General features: G+C 71.5%; 11 protein-coding genes and 1 pseudogene. 9 read left to right on the plus strand and 3 right to left on the minus strand.

Annotated elements, in window-relative coordinates:
- Positions 1-11 precede the first annotated feature (11 nt).
- Genes AB0I38_RS13285 through AB0I38_RS13295 form a run of 3 tightly spaced genes read left to right on the plus strand, consistent with a single transcriptional unit; the run spans position 12 to position 4,470 of the window.
- Positions 12-2,030 (plus strand): hydantoinase/oxoprolinase family protein, encoded by a 2,019-nt coding sequence (locus AB0I38_RS13285; protein ID WP_358466434.1) that lies wholly within the window; start codon positions 12-14, stop codon positions 2,028-2,030.
- Positions 2,027-3,871 (plus strand): hydantoinase B/oxoprolinase family protein, encoded by a 1,845-nt coding sequence (locus tag AB0I38_RS13290; protein WP_358466436.1) that lies wholly within the window; start codon positions 2,027-2,029, stop codon positions 3,869-3,871. The genes AB0I38_RS13285 and AB0I38_RS13290 overlap by 4 nt, the downstream gene beginning before the upstream one ends.
- Entirely contained in the window at positions 3,868-4,470 is a 603-nt protein-coding gene (locus AB0I38_RS13295; protein ID WP_358466438.1) for an isochorismatase family protein, read from the plus strand. Before AB0I38_RS13290 ends, AB0I38_RS13295 begins: the two co-directional genes overlap by 4 nt.
- Positions 4,471-4,535: 65 nt before the next feature.
- Here the strand turns inward: AB0I38_RS13295 and AB0I38_RS13300 are convergent, their stop codons facing one another.
- Positions 4,536-5,573: a PP2C family protein-serine/threonine phosphatase gene (locus tag AB0I38_RS13300; RefSeq protein WP_358466440.1), complete on the minus strand. Its 1,038-nt coding sequence runs from the start codon at positions 5,571-5,573 to the stop codon at positions 4,536-4,538.
- Between the two features lie 457 nt (positions 5,574-6,030).
- On the opposite strand from AB0I38_RS13300, the gene AB0I38_RS13305 reads away from it, so the two are divergent.
- The 5 genes and pseudogenes from AB0I38_RS13305 to AB0I38_RS13325 all read left to right on the plus strand — a co-directional run.
- Positions 6,031-7,719 carry an endo-1,4-beta-xylanase gene (locus AB0I38_RS13305; protein WP_358466442.1) on the plus strand — a complete coding sequence of 563 codons (1,689 nt, stop codon included), beginning with the start codon at positions 6,031-6,033 and terminating at the stop codon, positions 7,717-7,719.
- A 141-nt stretch (positions 7,720-7,860) separates the two neighbouring features.
- Positions 7,861-8,238, plus strand: coding sequence for a VOC family protein (locus tag AB0I38_RS13310; RefSeq protein ID WP_358466444.1), 378 nt, complete (start codon positions 7,861-7,863; stop codon positions 8,236-8,238).
- Between the two features lie 25 nt (positions 8,239-8,263).
- Entirely contained in the window at positions 8,264-8,635 is a 372-nt protein-coding gene (locus tag AB0I38_RS13315; protein WP_358466446.1) for a VOC family protein, read from the plus strand.
- Between the two features lie 276 nt (positions 8,636-8,911).
- Positions 8,912-9,316, plus strand: coding sequence for a DUF6355 family natural product biosynthesis protein (locus tag AB0I38_RS13320; protein ID WP_358466448.1), 405 nt, complete (start codon positions 8,912-8,914; stop codon positions 9,314-9,316).
- Between the two features lie 98 nt (positions 9,317-9,414).
- A pseudogene (locus AB0I38_RS13325) lies at positions 9,415-10,101 on the plus strand (AfsR/SARP family transcriptional regulator); the annotation flags it as partial.
- A gap of 2,220 nt (positions 10,102-12,321) precedes the next feature.
- Here AB0I38_RS13325 and AB0I38_RS13330 read toward each other — a convergent pair.
- Together AB0I38_RS13330 and AB0I38_RS13335 are read right to left on the minus strand one after the other, a co-directional pair.
- Positions 12,322-12,456, minus strand: coding sequence for a helix-turn-helix domain-containing protein (locus AB0I38_RS13330; protein ID WP_358466547.1), 135 nt, complete (start codon positions 12,454-12,456; stop codon positions 12,322-12,324).
- A gap of 111 nt (positions 12,457-12,567) precedes the next feature.
- On the minus strand, positions 12,568-13,584 hold the full coding sequence (locus AB0I38_RS13335) for a LacI family DNA-binding transcriptional regulator (RefSeq protein ID WP_358466450.1): 1,017 nt from the start codon (positions 13,582-13,584) through the stop codon (positions 12,568-12,570).
- Positions 13,585-13,894: 310 nt separating this feature from the next.
- Between AB0I38_RS13335 and AB0I38_RS13340 the strand changes: the two genes are divergently transcribed.
- A complete protein-coding gene (locus AB0I38_RS13340) occupies positions 13,895-15,652 on the plus strand; it encodes an ABC transporter substrate-binding protein (RefSeq protein ID WP_358466452.1) in 1,758 nt (585 codons plus the stop codon).
- Positions 15,653-15,687 lie beyond the last annotated feature (35 nt).

The raw sequence follows: 15,687 nt of genomic DNA on the forward strand, positions 1-15,687 counted from the left end.
GGAGCGTCGCCATGCGTTACCGCCTCGGCGTGGATGTCGGAGGGACTTTCACCGACATCCTGCTCATCGACGAGCACTCCGGGCGCAGCTATCGCGCCAAGACCCCATCAACCCCCCACGACCAGTCCGTCGGCGTGCTCGCCGGTCTCGAGAAGGCCTGCGCCCAGGCGGGCGTGACACCCTCCGAGATCGGCGAGATCCTGCACGGCACCACGGTCGCCACCAACGCCATCCTGGAGGGCAAGGGCGCCAGGGTCGGCCTGGTCACCACCGCCGGGTTCCGGCAGGTGCTCCAGATCGCCCGTTCCTATGTGCCGGGCGGCCTGGCCGGCTGGATCATCTGGCCCAAACCCGAACCGCTCGCCGCGCTGGAGGACACCGTCGAGGCGGTCGAGCGGGTCGCCGCCGACGGCTCGATCGTCACCCCGCTCGACGAGGACGACCTGCGGGTCAAACTGCGCCGGCTGCGCGGCGTCGAGGCGCTCGCGGTCTGTCTGATCCACTCGTACGCCGACGACACGCACGAGCGCAAGGTGGCGGAGATCGCCGCCGAGGAGCTGCCCGGGGTCCCGGTCTCCATCTCCTCGGCGGTGCTGCCCGAGCTGCGCGAGTACGAGCGGGCCATCACGACCGTCGCCAACGCCTACGTCCAGCCGCAGGTCGCCCGCTACGTCGACAACCTGGCGGCCAAGACCGCCGACAACGGCGTGGACGGCCAGCTCTACATCCTGCGCAGCGACGGCGGCCTGTCCTCGGCCGCGAGCGCCGCGGAGAGCCCGGTCAACCTGTTGCTGTCCGGCCCGGCCGGCGGCGTGGCGGGCGCGACCTGGTTCGCCGAGCAGGCCGGGTTCGACGACTTCCTGACCTTCGACATGGGCGGCACGTCCACCGACGTGGCGCTCGTGGAGGGCCTGCGCCCGCGGATCGGCCGGGAGACCCGGATCGGCGACCTGATCGTCCGCTCCGCCTCGGTGGACGTGCGGACGGTCGGCGCGGGCGGCGGCTCCATCGCGCACGTCCCCGCGCTGACCCGCGCCCTGCGGGTCGGACCGCAGTCGGCCGGCGCCGTGCCCGGCCCCGCCGCCTACGGCCGGGGCGGCGAGGAGCCCACGGTGACCGACGCCAACGTGGTGCTCGGCTACCTGCCCTCCCGTCTGGCCGGCGGCGAGATCGAGCTCGACCGGGAACGGTCCAGGGAGGCCGTGCGCAAGCTGGCCGAGGCCATGGGCCTGCCGTCGGTGGAGGCCGCCGCGCAGGGCATCGTGGACATCGTCAACGAGAACATGTTCGGCGCGCTGCGCCTCGTCTCCATCCAGCAGGGCTACGACCCGCGCGACTTCGCGCTCGTCGCCTTCGGCGGAGCGGGCCCGCTGCACGCCAACGCCCTCGGCAAGCTGACCGGCTCGTGGCCGGTCATCATCCCGCCCTCACCCGGGGTGCTCTGCGCGTACGGCGACGCCACCACCAGCCTGCGTGACGAGGCGGCCCGCACCTACATCCGCCGCTTCTCCCAGCTCACCGACGAGGAGCTGAGGCAGCTCCTCACCGAACTGGCCGAGACCGCCACCCGTGACCTCGGCTCCGACGTGGACGAGGTCGTCTACCAGGTGGACGTCCGCTACCACGGCCAGGGCTTCGAGATCCCGATCACCCTCGACCTCGACACCGGCCTGGAGGCACTCGGCAAGCAGTTCGACGCCGAGCACGAGCGGCTCTTCTCCTTCCTGCTGAGCAACGAGCATGAGCTCGTCAGCGCCAGGGCGATGGTCAGCGGCCCGCGCCCGAACGTCCAGCCGGTCCGGCTGGAGCAGGCCGGCGCCGACCCCGAGCCGGTCGGCAGCCACGACGTCTGGATCGACGGAGGCTGGACCACCGCCGCCGAGTACGACCGGACGGCGCTGCGCGCGGGAGCGGTGATCACCGGCCCCGCGATCGTCGCCGAGATGGACTCCACCACGCTGATCCTGCCCGGGCACGCCGCCCGCGTGCACGAGAGCGGCTGCCTGCTGATCCGCCCCCTGGAGGCATGATGGCCCAGATCATCGAGACCGCGACGGAGCCGCTCGCCCGCGTCGCCGTCGATCCCATCACGCTCGACATCGTCGAGAACGCCCTGCGCAACGCCCGCTACGAGATGGACGAGGTGCTGTTCCGCACCGCGCTGTCGCCCGGCATCCGCGAGCAGCACGACGAGTTCCCGCTGATCGGGGACCCGACCGGGCGCATGGTCGTGGGCCAGTTCGGGCTGTCCATCCCCGCGCTGCTCGACCGGTTCGACGGGACCATCGAGGAGGGCGACGTGCTGCTCACCTCCGACCCCTACTCCTGCGACGGCGCCATCAGCCACGCCAACGACTGGCTGGTCGTCATGCCCATCTTCGTGGGCGGCCGGGTCGTCGGATGGTCGTCGATGTTCGGCCACATGTCCGACGTCGGCGGCAAGACCGCCTGCTCGATGCCGACCGACGCGCGCACCATCTACGAGGAGGGCGTGGTCATCCCGCCCTTCAAGCTCTACGCCAAGGGCGTGCTCAACGAGGCCGCGCTGGGCATCATCCTCAACCAGGTGCGCCAGCCCGACTGGAACCGGGCCGACCTCAACGGCATCGTGGCCGCCTGCCGCACCGCGTCGCGGCGGATCCAGGAGCTGTGCGCCCGCTTCGGCGCCGACACCTACACCTCCGCCCTCGACGCGCTGCTGCAGCGCAACTACGACGCGATGAAGGTGCTGCTCGCCACCCTCTTCGAGGACGGCGAGACGCTCACCTTCTCCGACTACATCTGCGACGACGGCCGCGGCAACGGGCCGTACAAGCTGACGCTGTCGCTCACCCGCACGGGTGAGAAGGTGCTGCTCGACTTCTCGGGCAGCGATCCGCAGGCCGAGGGGCCGATCAACTACTTCCTGAACGAGAACCTCGCCAGGATGTTCTTCGGCATCTACCTGATCACGGTGGCCGACCCGCAGATCCTGTGGAACGACGGCTTCTACCCGCTGGTGGACGTGCACATCCCCGAGGGCAGCTTCTGGAAGCCGCGCTTCCCGGCCGCGCTCAACGGCCGTAACCACGGCATCGGCCGGCTGTTCGACCTGTTCGGCGGTCTGCTCGGGCAGAAGACGCCCGACCTGCTCAACGCCGCCGGCTTCTCCTCCTCCCCCCACTTCATGTACGCGGGGGAGGGGTTCCAGCTCTACTCCATCGGCTTCGGCGGCATCCCCGGCAGGCCGATCGGCGACGGCCCCGACGGGCACTCGCTGTGGCCGTCGTTCACCAACATCCCGTGCGAGTTCCTGGAGTCGTACTATCCGTTGCGGATCGAGCGGTGGGAGACCGTCGCCGACACCGGAGGCGCCGGCCTGCACCGCGGCGGCAACGGCGTGGACGTCGCCTACCGCTTCCTGAAGCCGGGCACGATCGCCATCCACGACGACCGCTGGCTCACCTACCCGTGGGGCGTCAACGGCGGCGAGCCCGGAGCGCGCGGCCGCAAGTGGATCGAGCGGGCCGACGGCGGCGTCGAGATCCTGCCGAGCAAGGTGCACGACGTCGAGGTGCACCCGGGCGATCTGCTGCACTTCGTCACCTGGGGCGGCGGCGGGTGGGGCGACCCGCTGGCCCGCGACCCCGAACTGGTCGCCCTGGAGGTCAGGCGCGGCCTGGTGACCGCCGACGGGGCGCGCCGCTTCGGGGTGGTGTGCGCCGCCGACGGCACGCTCGACGCCGAGGCCACGGCCGAGCTGCGCGAGCGGCTGCGCGCGGACCGGGGCGAGCTGCCGGTGTTCGACATGGGCCCGCCGCTGGAGGAGCTCCTCGCCCGCTGCGAGGACGAGACCGGCCTGCCCGCTCCGACGCCGCCGGCGCGCGTGTGACCAGGCCCCACGAGGAGGTGTTCGGGCGCTCGCTGGAGTTCGGCGAGCGCCCGGCGCTCATCCTCATCGACCTGATGCGGGCCTACTTCGAGCCGGGCGCCGAGCTGTACATGGGCTCGCGCGACTGCCTCGACTCGGCGGCCCGCGTGCTGTCCGCCGCCCGCGCCGCCGGCGTGCCGGTCGTGCACACCCGGGTGGCGTTCGGGCCGGGCGGCGTCGACGGCGGGCTGTTCTTCCGCAAGGTGGCGCCGTTGCGTCACCTGGTCGGCGACGGGCCGCTCGGCGAGCTGATGCCGGAGGTCGCGCCGGAGCCGGGCGAGCTGGTGATCGTCAAGCAGTACGCCAGCGCCTTCTTCGGCACCTCGCTCGCCTCGACGCTGACGGCGCTGCGAGCCGACACCCTGGTCATCGCCGGGGTGTCCACCAGCGGGTGCGTGCGGGCGACGGCCGTGGACAGCATCCAGCACGGGTTCGTGCCGATCGTGGCGCGCCAGGCCGTGGGCGACCGCGACCCGGGGCCGCACGAGGCCAACCTCTTCGACATCCAGGCGAAGTACGGGGAGGTGTGGGACGAGCGCGACGTGATCGCGAGGCTCTGAGCGGAGGTTATGAGCCGCCGGTCGCGGCGCGGTGTTTTGAGCGTCAGTCGCGGCGCCGCTGAGCGTCAGTTGCGGCGCAGCAGCAGCATCGCCGCGTCGTCGAGCAGCGGGCCGCCCGCGTGGGTGACCAGGTCGCCCCTCAGCGCGTCGAGCGCGATCTGAGGGTCGTCCTGCTCCAGCAGCACGCAGGCCCGCTCGGTCAGCGGGTAGAAGGTGCCCGCTCGGTCACGCGCCTCGATGACGCCGTCGGTGTAGAAGAGGATCTGGTCTCCCTCGCCGAAGGGGACGCGGTGCGGCTTGGGCCGCCCGGTGTTGAACGAGCCGAGGCCGAGCGGCAGGGCGGCCTCCGGCGGCTCGGCCAGGCTGACCCGCCCGTCGGGGTGGATCAGCAGGGGCTCCGGGTGGCCACAGTTGAAAAGGGAGATCTCGTCGTCGTGCACCTCCGCGACGATCGCGGTGACGAACTGCTCGCCGCCCAGGTGCCTGGCCAGACTCACCTCCAGCCGCTCGCCGATGTCGGCGAGGTCGGCCTCGTCGTACGCGGCCTCGCGGAACGCCCCCAGCACCCAGGCCGCGGTCTCGACGGCGGACAGGCCCTTGCCCTGGACGTCGCCGACCAGCAGGCGGACCCCATGGGGAGTGGTGACGACTTCGTACAGGTCGCCGCCGATCTGGGCCTCGGCCGCGGCGGAGGTGTAGGACAGGGCAACCCGCAGGTCGCCCGCCCGGCGCGGCACGGGGCGCAGCAGCACCCGCTGGGCCGCCTCGGCGACCCGCCGCACGTTGGCCAGCTCGCGCTCGCGCTTGAGCCGCAGGTGGCTGGCCACCATGCTGGCCGCGGTCACGCTGATGATCGTGGCGATCGTCAGGTTGTTCTGCCACGTGAGCAGCAGGTCGAAGTGGTAGGCGAGAGGAACGCAGATGGCCAGCGCCAGCCCGCCGACCATCGCGGTGCGGCGGACGCTGCCCGACACGGACGCGAACGTCGGGCCCAGCGTGAGCAACGGCAGGAAGCCCAGGGCCGGCCCGGCGAGCAGGTCGGTCAGCGCCACGGCGAGCATGACGGCGAACGGCAACCAGCGCAGGGCCTGCTGTGACCTCATCCGGCGCTCCCCGAGGCGGCGTGTGTTGTCTCTCGTGCCCCCAGCACTGTCCTCCCCCGTGCGCCGTTCCAAGGCCATCGCCGAGCGATGGGCCAACAGTCAGTATGGTGCCCCGCGTGGGTGCCGGGGGCAGGCGGACATCCTTTCTCCAGCTCCCGCACCGCGTCGCACCACCGACGAGGCCCGATTCCCGGGTTCTATTCTGCACAACGCAAGATCCCCTAGGAAGTCCGTACGAGGCGGCCGCACCTCTTCCGACCTTCAGCGCCGCCCGAGGTGCGCGGCCATCGTACGTTGAAAATTTCATGGATTACCCGATAATTTCAGCGTGCCAACTGCGGGGACGGAGCCGGTCGGGAGCCGGCATTGACCCGCCTGCCAGCGGGTCAATAGCGTCCGGGTGGATCCCTTAGGGGATGGAAACTTTCGGAAACGCTGCCCCGGAGGTGGAAGGCCCGTGTCACCGTCCCCGCTCATCACCCCGCCGGTCCGGATCAGGACCCTCGCGGCGGTCGCCCTGCTCGGGCTGCTCGCCGTGTTCCTCCTGCCGGCCGCCCCGGCCGACGCCTCGGCGCCGCTGCGCCAGCACGCCGCCTCCCGGGGCAAGTTCGTCGGCGCCGCGCTCGCCGCCTCCCCGCTGGCGAACGAGACCGCGTACCGGACCATCGCGGCCACCGAGTTCAACCAGGTCACCGCCGAGAACGCGATGAAGTGGGAAGCCACCGAGCCCAGCCAGGGCCAGTTCACCTTCGGCGGCGCTGACGCCCTCGTCAACTTCGCCACCCAGAACGACCAGCAGGTGCACGGCCACACACTCGTCTGGCACAGCCAGACCCCCGGCTGGGTGCAGGGCCTCGGCGCCACCGCCATGCGCTCGGCGATGCAGAACCACATCAGCCAGGTCGTCGGCCGCTACGCGAACAACGCGGCCCTGGTCTCCTGGGACGTGGTCAACGAGGTCTTCGACGACAACGGCAACCTGCGCACCTCGTTCTGGTACAACACGCTGGGCCAGAGCTACATCGCCGACGCCTTCCGGGCCGCCCGAGCCGCCGACCCCGACGCCCGGCTGTGCATCAACGACTACAACGTCGAGGGCGTCAACGCCAAGAGCACCGCGATGTACAACCTGGTGCAGTCACTGCGGCAGCAGGGCGTGCCGGTCGACTGCGTGGGCTTCCAGGGGCACCTCGCCATCCAGTACGGCTTCCCGGCCCAGGTACAGCAGAACATGCAGCGGTTCGCCGACCTCGGCGTGCAGGTCAGAGTCACCGAACTGGACGTGCGCATGACCCTGCCGAGGGACACCGCCAAGGACGCCACGCAGGCCACGTACTACCGTGACGTGGTCAACGCCTGCCTCGCGGTCAACGCCTGCGCCGGGGTGACCATCTGGGGCTTCACCGACAAGTACTCGTGGGTGCCCGAGACCTTCCCCGGCCAGGGCGCCGCGCTCATCTACGACGAGAGCTACCAGCGGAAGCCCGCGTACACAGCGGTCCACGACGCGCTGGCGGGCGGCACGAGCGGCGACACCACCCCGCCGACCACGCCGGGCACGCCGTCGGCGAGCGGCGTCACCGCCGGCTCGGCCACGCTGACCTGGACGGCGTCCACCGACTCCGGGGGCAGCGGCCTGGCCGGCTACAACGTCTACCGCGAGCAGGGCGCCACCGACCCCATGCTCGGACAGAGCGGCACCAACTCGATCACCTTGACCGGGCTCAGCGCCGCCACCCAGTACCAGGTGTACGTGCGGGCGCGTGACGGCGCGGGCAACCTGTCCGGCAACTCCGCCACGGTCACCTTCACCACCTCGACCGGAGGCGGGGGCGGGCCGTGCTCGGCGACCGCGACCGTGCAGACCCAGTGGAACAACGGGTACGTGGTGCAGCCGGTGACGGTCGCCAACACCGGCACCTCGACGTCGGCCGGCTGGACCGTCACCTTCACCCTGCCCGCCGGCCACAGCCTGACCGGCTCCTGGAACGCCACCCTGACCACCAGCGGGCAGACGGTCACCGCCCGGAGCATGGGCTACAACGGCACCCTCGCTCCCGGCGCGAGCACGAGCTTCGGCTTCCAGGCCGCTCGTCCCTCCGGCGACACCCACACGCCGTCCGGCTACACCTGCGCCGCACCCTGACAGACGTCACGGACGACGAGGCACGGCGCCCAAGGGGGCCGTGCCTCGTCCAGGTTTTCGAAAATCTTCCTTCTCGGGCGATGAGTTTCCGGCCGCCCCCGGGTCTGGACGGGTAACAACACCACGATTCCGGGAGGAACCATGAGGCTTCCCAGCCTGGACAGCATCCTGCTCGCGAGCACCGACCCCGCGCGGCTGCGCGACTGGTACGCCGCCGCGCTGGATCCCGAGGAGAACGCCGACGTCGACGGCTACCTGGTTCTCAAGTTCGGCCACTTCCACCTGCTCATCGACAGCCGCGCGGACATCTCCGACAAGAACCCGGAGCCCGGCCGGATGGTTCTCAACTTCGACGTGGCCGACGCCCGTGCCGTGGTCGCGCGGTTCGAGACGCTGGGCGTGTCCTGGCTGACGGAGCTGGAGGACCGCCACGGCAGCCTGTTCGCCACGGCCATCGACCCGGACGGCAACTACGTGCAGATCATCGAGCTGAGCGAGGAGCACCGCGCGGCCATGTGACCGCGTCACACCAAAGGAGACGATCATGTTCGGTTCGACGAAGGCGTTCAGCGGGTTCGCCGTGGACGACATCGACGCGGCCAAGGCGTTCTACGGGGAGACGCTCGGCCTTGACGTGACGGAGGAGAACGGCCTGCTGACGCTGCGCATCGCGGGGGGCCGCGACGTCCTGGTCTACCCCAAACCCGGCCACACCCCGGCCACGTACACGATCCTCAACTTCCCGGTGGACGACATCGAGAAGACCGTGGACGAGCTGGTACGGCGCGGGGTCCGGTTCGAGCGCTACCCGCAGATGGAAGCTGATGACAGGGGCATCTTCCGTGGCGGGGGTCCGCTCATCGCCTGGTTCACCGACCCGGCGGGCAACATCCTCTCCGTCCTGCAGGAGCAGTAGGCCGCTCCTGCGGGAGCGGCGGGCCGGTCCCGCAGGGAGCGGTAGGCCGCGGTCCTGCGGGGGTGGTGGGCCGGGAGAGCACATGGGTGTCCGCTGCCCGGCCCCGTGCCGCGTGACCGGGAAGTGACCGGCCCGTCAGCGGCCCTGAGCATCCTTCGAAAGGCCGGGCTCGCCGCCCGCGCCGCCGGCGGCGGGGACGCCGGCGGACGGCGCGGCGATCCGCCCGGCGTCCAGGTCACCGCGACCCCGCGGTGCGTATCGAAGGAGCGGACACCAGTGAATCGATCTCGACTCGGCAAGAGCGCCAGGACCATGGCCCGCGCGACCGGCCGCCCGGAGGCCCTGACGGCCGCGGCCGTCAGGGTGGCCGGGCTCCGGCGGGCTCTGACGGCCGCGGCCGTCCTGGCCGGCGCCGTCGCGCTGGGCGGAGCGCCCGCCGCCGCCACGACGGGCGCCGTCGCGGCGCAGGCGGCGCAGGCGGCGCCGATGACGGCCGCCGCGTGCGGCCTCTACCGCGATGAGGACGCCGCGCTGTACAAGAACTGCACCGGCGGCGGGGAGAACATCTTCGTCACCTACATCTGGTCCACGAACACCTACTACTGCGTGCCGGCCGGCGAGACCAAGCACCTGGGCCGCTGGAGCAACGTCTTCCGGGTCTACAACCGGGGCGGCTGCTAGCGCGTTCGATGACCGGGACCTTACCCACCGCTGTCTTCTGATTACAATCAGCTGTGCGCGGTGGGGGTTTCGAGTTCAGCATTCTGGGGCCGATCGAGGTGCTCCGCGATGGCGCCCGGCTGACCATCCGGGCGCCCAAGCTGCGGATCCTGCTCGCCTCGTTACTCCTCGACGCCGGGCGGGTCGTCACCGTCGAGACGCTGGCGGAGCGCCTGTGGGGCGACGACCCGCCCGACGGCGCTCGCAACACCCTCCAGAACTACGTCCTGCGGCTGCGCCGCCTGCTGGGGGGCGAGGCGGCGCACGTCCCCCTGGTGACCCGTCCCCAGGGCTACCTGATCGAGCCGGCGCCGGGCGCGCTCGATCTGCACCGGTTCGACGCGCTGGTGAGACGGGCCCGGGCGGCAGCCACCGCCGACGAGATGGGGCAGGCGTCCGCGCTGCTGGAGGAGGCGTTGCCACTGTGGCGGGGGGAGGCGCTCTCGGACGTTCCGTCGGAGGTGCTGCGGCGAGACGTCGTGCCCGTGCTCCACGAGCGCCGGTTGGACGCGATCGAGCTGCGCGTCGAGGCCGATCTGGCTCTGGGCAGGCACGAGAGCGTGGTCGCGGAGCTGCTTGAGCTGACCACGGCGCATCCGTTGCGGGAGCGGTTCTGGGCTCAGCGGATGGTGGCGCTCTACCGGTCCGGCCGCCAGGGCGACGCGCTGCGATGCCACCGGACGGTCCGGGGTCTCCTGGCCGAGGAGCTCGGCGTCGATCCCGGCGCGGAGCTTCGCGAGCTGCACCAGCGGATCCTGACCGCCGACCCGGCGCTGCTGTGCACGAGAGCGCCCGGCGACCGGGGCAACCTGCCGGCGGAGGTGACGACGTTCGTCGGCCGCGAACGGCAGCTCGCCGAGGTCGGGCGGCTCCTGGCGGCCAACCGCCTGGTCACCCTGACCGGTGTGGGCGGCGTGGGCAAGACCAGGCTGGCGCTGCGGGCCGGCGCGGAGCTGTGCGGCGGGTTTCCCGACGGCGTGTGGCTGTCCGACCTCGCCTCGCTGGCCGAGCCCCAGCTGCTCGACCAGATCGTGGCGGAGGCCCTCGGCATCCGCGACCAGTCGGCGCGCCGCCCCGCCGACATCCTGGTCGAGCACCTGCGCGACAAGCGGCTGCTGCTCGTGCTCGACAACTGCGAGCACGTGGCCGGCGCGGTCGCGGCGCTGGTCGACGTCCTGCTGAGGGCCTGCCCCGGCCTGCGGGTGCTGACCACCAGCAGGCACCGGCTCGGGCTGCAGAGCGAGCACTCCCTGCTGGTGCCCCCGCTCGCGCTCCCGCCGGCGACGGCCACCGGCGGCTGCCGGCCGCTCACCGGCTACGACGCGGTGTCGCTGCTGGCCGCCCGCGCGGCGGCCTCGGCTCCGGGCTTCCGCGTCACACCGGGCAACCAGGAGGCCGTCGCCCAGCTGTGCAGGCGTCTCGACGGCATCCCGCTTGCGATCGAGTTGGCGGCGGTCAGGCTGGGCACGCTCTCCGTCGAGGAGATCCTGGAACGCCTCGACCACCGGCCCCGGTTGCTGGCCAACACCAACCCCCACATCACGCCCCGCCACCACCAGACCCTCCATGACGTGATCACCTGGAGCCATGGCCTGTGCACCGAGCCCGAGCGCCGGCTGTGGGCGCGGCTCTCGGTCTTCTCCGGCGGGTTCGACCTGGAGGCGGCCGAGGAGGTGTGCCACGGCCCCGGCCTGGATCGGGCCGACATCATGGACCTCCTGGCCGGCCTGGTGCACAAGTCGATCCTGATCGTGAGCGCCGGTGGCCGCCGGACGCGCTACCGGCTGCTGGAGACCATCCGCCAGTACGGCCGGCGGCGCCTGGCCGACCTCGGCCTGCACGACGCGGTGCGGCTCCGCCATCGCGACCACTACCAGCGGCTGGCCGCCCGCGCCGCGACCGGCTGGTGCGCCCCCGACGAGGTCGAGTGGCTGTCCACGCTGCGGCGCGAGCTGCCCAACCTGCGGGCCGCGCTGCGCTTCTGCCTCACCCAGCCGGGCCAGGCCGGCCACGGGCTGGAGATCGCCATCAACCTGACCCGGACCCGGATCTGGTTCTTCAGCAGCACCATCGGCGAGGGGCGGCTCTGGCTGGAGCGGGCCTGCGCGGCAGCCTCCGCGCCCCCGGAGCCGCAGCGCGAGGCGGCCGCCGCCTTCCTGGTCTGGATCGCGCTCTGCCAGGGCGACCAGGAGGCGGCCGGGGAGTTCCTGGCCCGGTGCCGAGAGCCGCGCCTCCGCCGGCCGCCCGCCGCCGACCCGCTCGTCCGGCCGCCTGCTGCCGACCTGCCCGTCCGGCCGCCCGCCGGCGACCTGTCACCGGTCGCCGCCTACATCGAGGGCGCCCACGCGCTGCTCGTGCACGGCAGCGATCGCGCCATTCCCCTTCTCGCGATGGCGCGCGTCGCGTTCGGTGACGCCGGAGCGCGCGGTGACGCCCACATGGCGACCATGATGTGGGCGATGGCCTGCGCCTTCCTCGGCGACCGGGGCCTCGCGTTCGCCGCCAGCGACGCCTATCTCGCAGAGGCCGAGGCGAGCGGGGGAGCCTGGGCCTGGTCGTGGGCGCTGTGGACCCGCGGGCTCACCGAGCTCCGGCACGGTGACGCCGGCAGGTCCGTCGACCTGTTCCGCGAGGCCCTGCGCCGCCAGTACGACATCGACGATCGCTGGGGGCCGGTGTGGGGTCTCGAGTCACTCGCCTGGGCGGTCGCCGCCACCGGCCGGCACGTCCACGCCGCCGAGCTCCTCGGCAGCGCGTACGCCCTCCGGCAGGTCACCGGGGTGGCGCTGATCGGGCTGCGCCCCTTCCACGACGCCCACGCCGTGGTCGAACAGCTGACCCGCCGGGCCCTCGGGGAGCAGGCGTACGAGGCCGCCTTCGAGCGGGGCAGCCGGATGGACGACATCATCGCGTTCGCCACCCGGCCCGGCGGAGGGCAGGCGCCCGCGCGTCCGGCGGGGCCATCCTCAGGAGGAGTCCCTGGTGTAGCGCAGCAGGTCGCCCGGCCGGCAGTCGAGGACCTCGCGGAGACGGACCAGGCTGGAGGATCTGATGGCCTTGCCCTTGCCCGTCTTGAGGATCGACAGGTCGACGACGGTCACCTCGACACGGTGTGAAGTCGCCGGGGATCACGTAGGCGTCGGTGATCATCATGCGGGCCGCGACGGTCTTGGCCGCCGGGCTCAGGACGAGGGCGGCGGGCGTCGCCGGGCTCAGGGTGGGGGAGGGGCGGTGCTGCCGCGCGGGACGAGGCGGGGCGCGCGGTCCTCGACGGCGCCCACCCGCTCGCCGGCGATCAACGACAGGAGCGTGCGCGCCGCGTGCGCCCCGTAGGCGGGGATGTCGCGGGTGAGGGCGCTCAGCGCGGGCCGGACGACCTGCGAGAGCGGCGAGTCGTCCCAGGCCACGATCGACAGGTCGCCGGGCACGTCGAGCCGCATCTCCTGGGCCGCCGACATCCCGGCCACCGCCATGATGTCGTTGTCGTAGACGATCGCGGTCGGCCGGGCGGGCGAGCCGACCAGCCGCCGGGTGGCGCGGGCGCCGTCCTCGCCGGTGTAGTCGGTGTGCATGATCGTGTGCTGGTCGAGGCCCAGCTCCTCGCACACGGCGGTGAACGCCTGGTCGCGCAGCACGGTGTGGACCAGCTCGGGCAGCCCGGCGACCCGGGCGACGCGGCGGTGCCCCAGGGCCGCCAGATATTCGACGGTCTCCCGCACGGCGGCGGCGTCGTCGGACCACACGGGCGTGAGCGTGCCCGCCTCGGACGGATGGCCGATCACCACGGCGGGCAGGCCCAGCTCCTCCAGCTCGGTCACGCGGGGGTCGGCGAAGCGGAGGTCGACCAGGATGAGGCCGTCGACCCGGCCTTCGCCCGACCATCGGCGGTAGACCTCCATCTCCTGCTCGGGGTCGCTCACCACCTGCAGCATCAGCGCGTAGGAACGACCGGACAGCTCGCTCTCGATGCCGCTGATCAGCTCCATGAAGAACGGCTCCACGCCGAGGATCCGGGCCGGGCGGCAGAGCGTCAGCCCGACGGAGTGGGCCCGCGCCCCGCTGAGGGCGCGCGCCGCGCTGTTGGGCCGCCAGCCGATCTCCTCGGCGATGGCCTTGATCACGGCTCGCTTGGCCTCCGACACCCCCGGCCGGTCGTTGAGCGCGTAGGAGACCGCCACCTTGGAGACCCCCGCGCGCCGCGCGATGTCGGCGATCGTCGGTCGCTTCACCAAGCCCCCTGATTGAACCGGTTAGTCATCCGTGCAGACGAACCTTACTATCGGCTGGTTCTGGGAGCACGCGGATAAGCCGCCACCGTTCGACGGAGCAGGTGGAATCCCAGGTTTCGAACGCGTCACGGGTCTTGACGTCCCGAGCCGCTGAATTTACGGTCGCGTTACTTACCCGGTTCAGTGGGAGCGCTCCCAGAGAGTGCTTGAGCGGACCGGGGCGCACGGCGGCGCCACGTGCTCGGGCCGCCACTCTCGGGGCTGTGACAGATGGTCGAGCCTCCGCCACCGGCGGGGGAAGGAGAGAAAGATGCGTAAGCGGGCGCGGATCCTGATTCCGCTCCTGGCGGCGGCCATGGCCGCCGCCGCATGCTCCAGCGGCGGTCCCACGCCGGCCCCGCAGGGTTCACAGGGGGCGAATCCGCCCGCGGCGAACCCCGGCAACCCGGGCTCGCTGCCCCGCAACGAGACGCTCTACACCACGGGCACCCAGTGGGGACCTCCCGCCAACTTCAACCCGATCCGCGAGTGGGACTACGCCACCGGCACCAAGGGCCTGGTGTACGAGACGCTCTTCCACTACGACCCCAACACCGCCAAGCTCACCCCCTGGCTGGCCGAGAGCGGCGCCTGGACCAGCGACACCGTCTACGACGCCAAGCTCCGCGCCGGGGTCAAGTGGGCGGACGGCAAGCCGCTGACCGCCAAGGACGTGGCCTTCTCCTACAGCCTCGGCAAGATGGAGACGGTGCCCTTCCACAACATCTGGGACTGGCTCAAGAGCGTCGAGGCGGTCGACGACCAGACCGTGCGCTTCACCTTCTCCAAGGCCAACTACCAGGAGTGGGACTTCAACCTCTACAGCCGGGTCATCGTCCCCGAGCACGTGTGGACCGGCCGCTCGGAGGAGGACGTGCTGAACGGCGTCAACGAGAACCCGGTCGGCACCGGCGCCTACAGGTACCAGAGTCACGACCAGGACCGCGTCGTCTGGGTCAAGCGTGACGACTGGTGGGGCAAGGCCGCGCTCGGCGTCGAGCCCAAGCCCCGCTACATCGTCGACGTCGCCACCCCCAGCAACGAGGTGGCCATGGGCATGCTGCTGCAGAAGGGCCTCGATCTCAGCAACAACTTCCTGCCCGGCGTGGCCAACCTGATCAAGGGCAACTTCGGCATCACCTCGTTCTACAACGAGCCGCCGTACATGCTGTCGGCCAACACCGCCTGGCTGGTGCCCAACACCCGCAAGAAGCCGATGGACGACCCGGCGTTCCGCAAGGCGCTGGCCACGTCCGTCGACACCAAGAAGATCGTCGAGGGTGTCTACGGCAACCTCGTCAAGGCGTCCAGCCCGACCGGCCTGCTGCCGCAGTGGGACCAGTTCGTCGACCAGGGCGTGGTGGGCGGCAGCGGCTTCAGCTTCGACACCGCCAAGGCGAAGAAGGCGCTGGCCGACGCCGGCTACCGCGACCGCGACGGTGACGGCCTGGTCGAGAACAAGGACGGCTCGAAGATCGACCTGACCCTGATGGTGCCGACCGGCTGGACCGACTGGATGGAGGCGGCCCGGGCCATCTCCACCAGCGCCAAGGCCGCCGGGATCAACGTCACCCCCGACTTCCCCGACTTCAACGCCCTGGTGGAGAAGCGCGGCAAGGGCGACTTCGACCTGCTCATCAACAACGAGCGCCAGCTGTCCAACACCCCGTGGACCTACTACGACTACATCTTCCAGCTGCCGATCCAGAAGACGCAGAACACCGTCAACTTCGGCCGCTACGAGAACAAGAAGGCGTGGTCGCTGGTGCAGCAGCTCGACCAGGTCAAGACCGACGACATCGAGGGCATGAAGAAGGTCATCTCGCAGCTCCAGCAGATCCACCTGGACGAGATGCCGATCATCCCGCTCTGGTACAACGGCCTGTGGGCCCAGTCCAGCGTCAGCGTCTGGAAGAACTGGCCGTCCTCGGCGCAGGGCGCGCCCAAGTCGGCGCCCGCGATGTGGCGCAACTGGATGGAGCTGGGCGGCTTCGAGACGCTCACCCAGCTTCAGCCCGCCGCTTCCTGACCGGCTGATCCGCTCCCTCCTTCCGTCCCTCCCGG

Source organism: Nonomuraea cavernae (genome assembly GCF_040655715.1).
In the GTDB taxonomy this organism is placed as follows: Bacteria; Actinomycetota; Actinomycetes; order Streptosporangiales; family Streptosporangiaceae; genus Nonomuraea; species Nonomuraea cavernae_A.

Coding starts and splice junctions, on each gene's coding strand:
- AB0I38_RS13310 (WP_358466444.1), top strand. CDS start 7,861: ATGAGGCTTCCCAGCCTGGACAGCATCCTGCTCGCGAGCACCGACCCC.
- AB0I38_RS13300 (WP_358466440.1), bottom strand. CDS start 5,573: ATGAGGTCACAGCAGGCCCTGCGCTGGTTGCCGTTCGCCGTCATGCTC.
- AB0I38_RS13290 (WP_358466436.1), top strand. CDS start 2,027: ATGATGGCCCAGATCATCGAGACCGCGACGGAGCCGCTCGCCCGCGTC.
- AB0I38_RS13315 (WP_358466446.1), top strand. CDS start 8,264: ATGTTCGGTTCGACGAAGGCGTTCAGCGGGTTCGCCGTGGACGACATC.
- AB0I38_RS13340 (WP_358466452.1), top strand. CDS start 13,895: ATGCGTAAGCGGGCGCGGATCCTGATTCCGCTCCTGGCGGCGGCCATG.
- AB0I38_RS13285 (WP_358466434.1), top strand. CDS start 12: ATGCGTTACCGCCTCGGCGTGGATGTCGGAGGGACTTTCACCGACATC.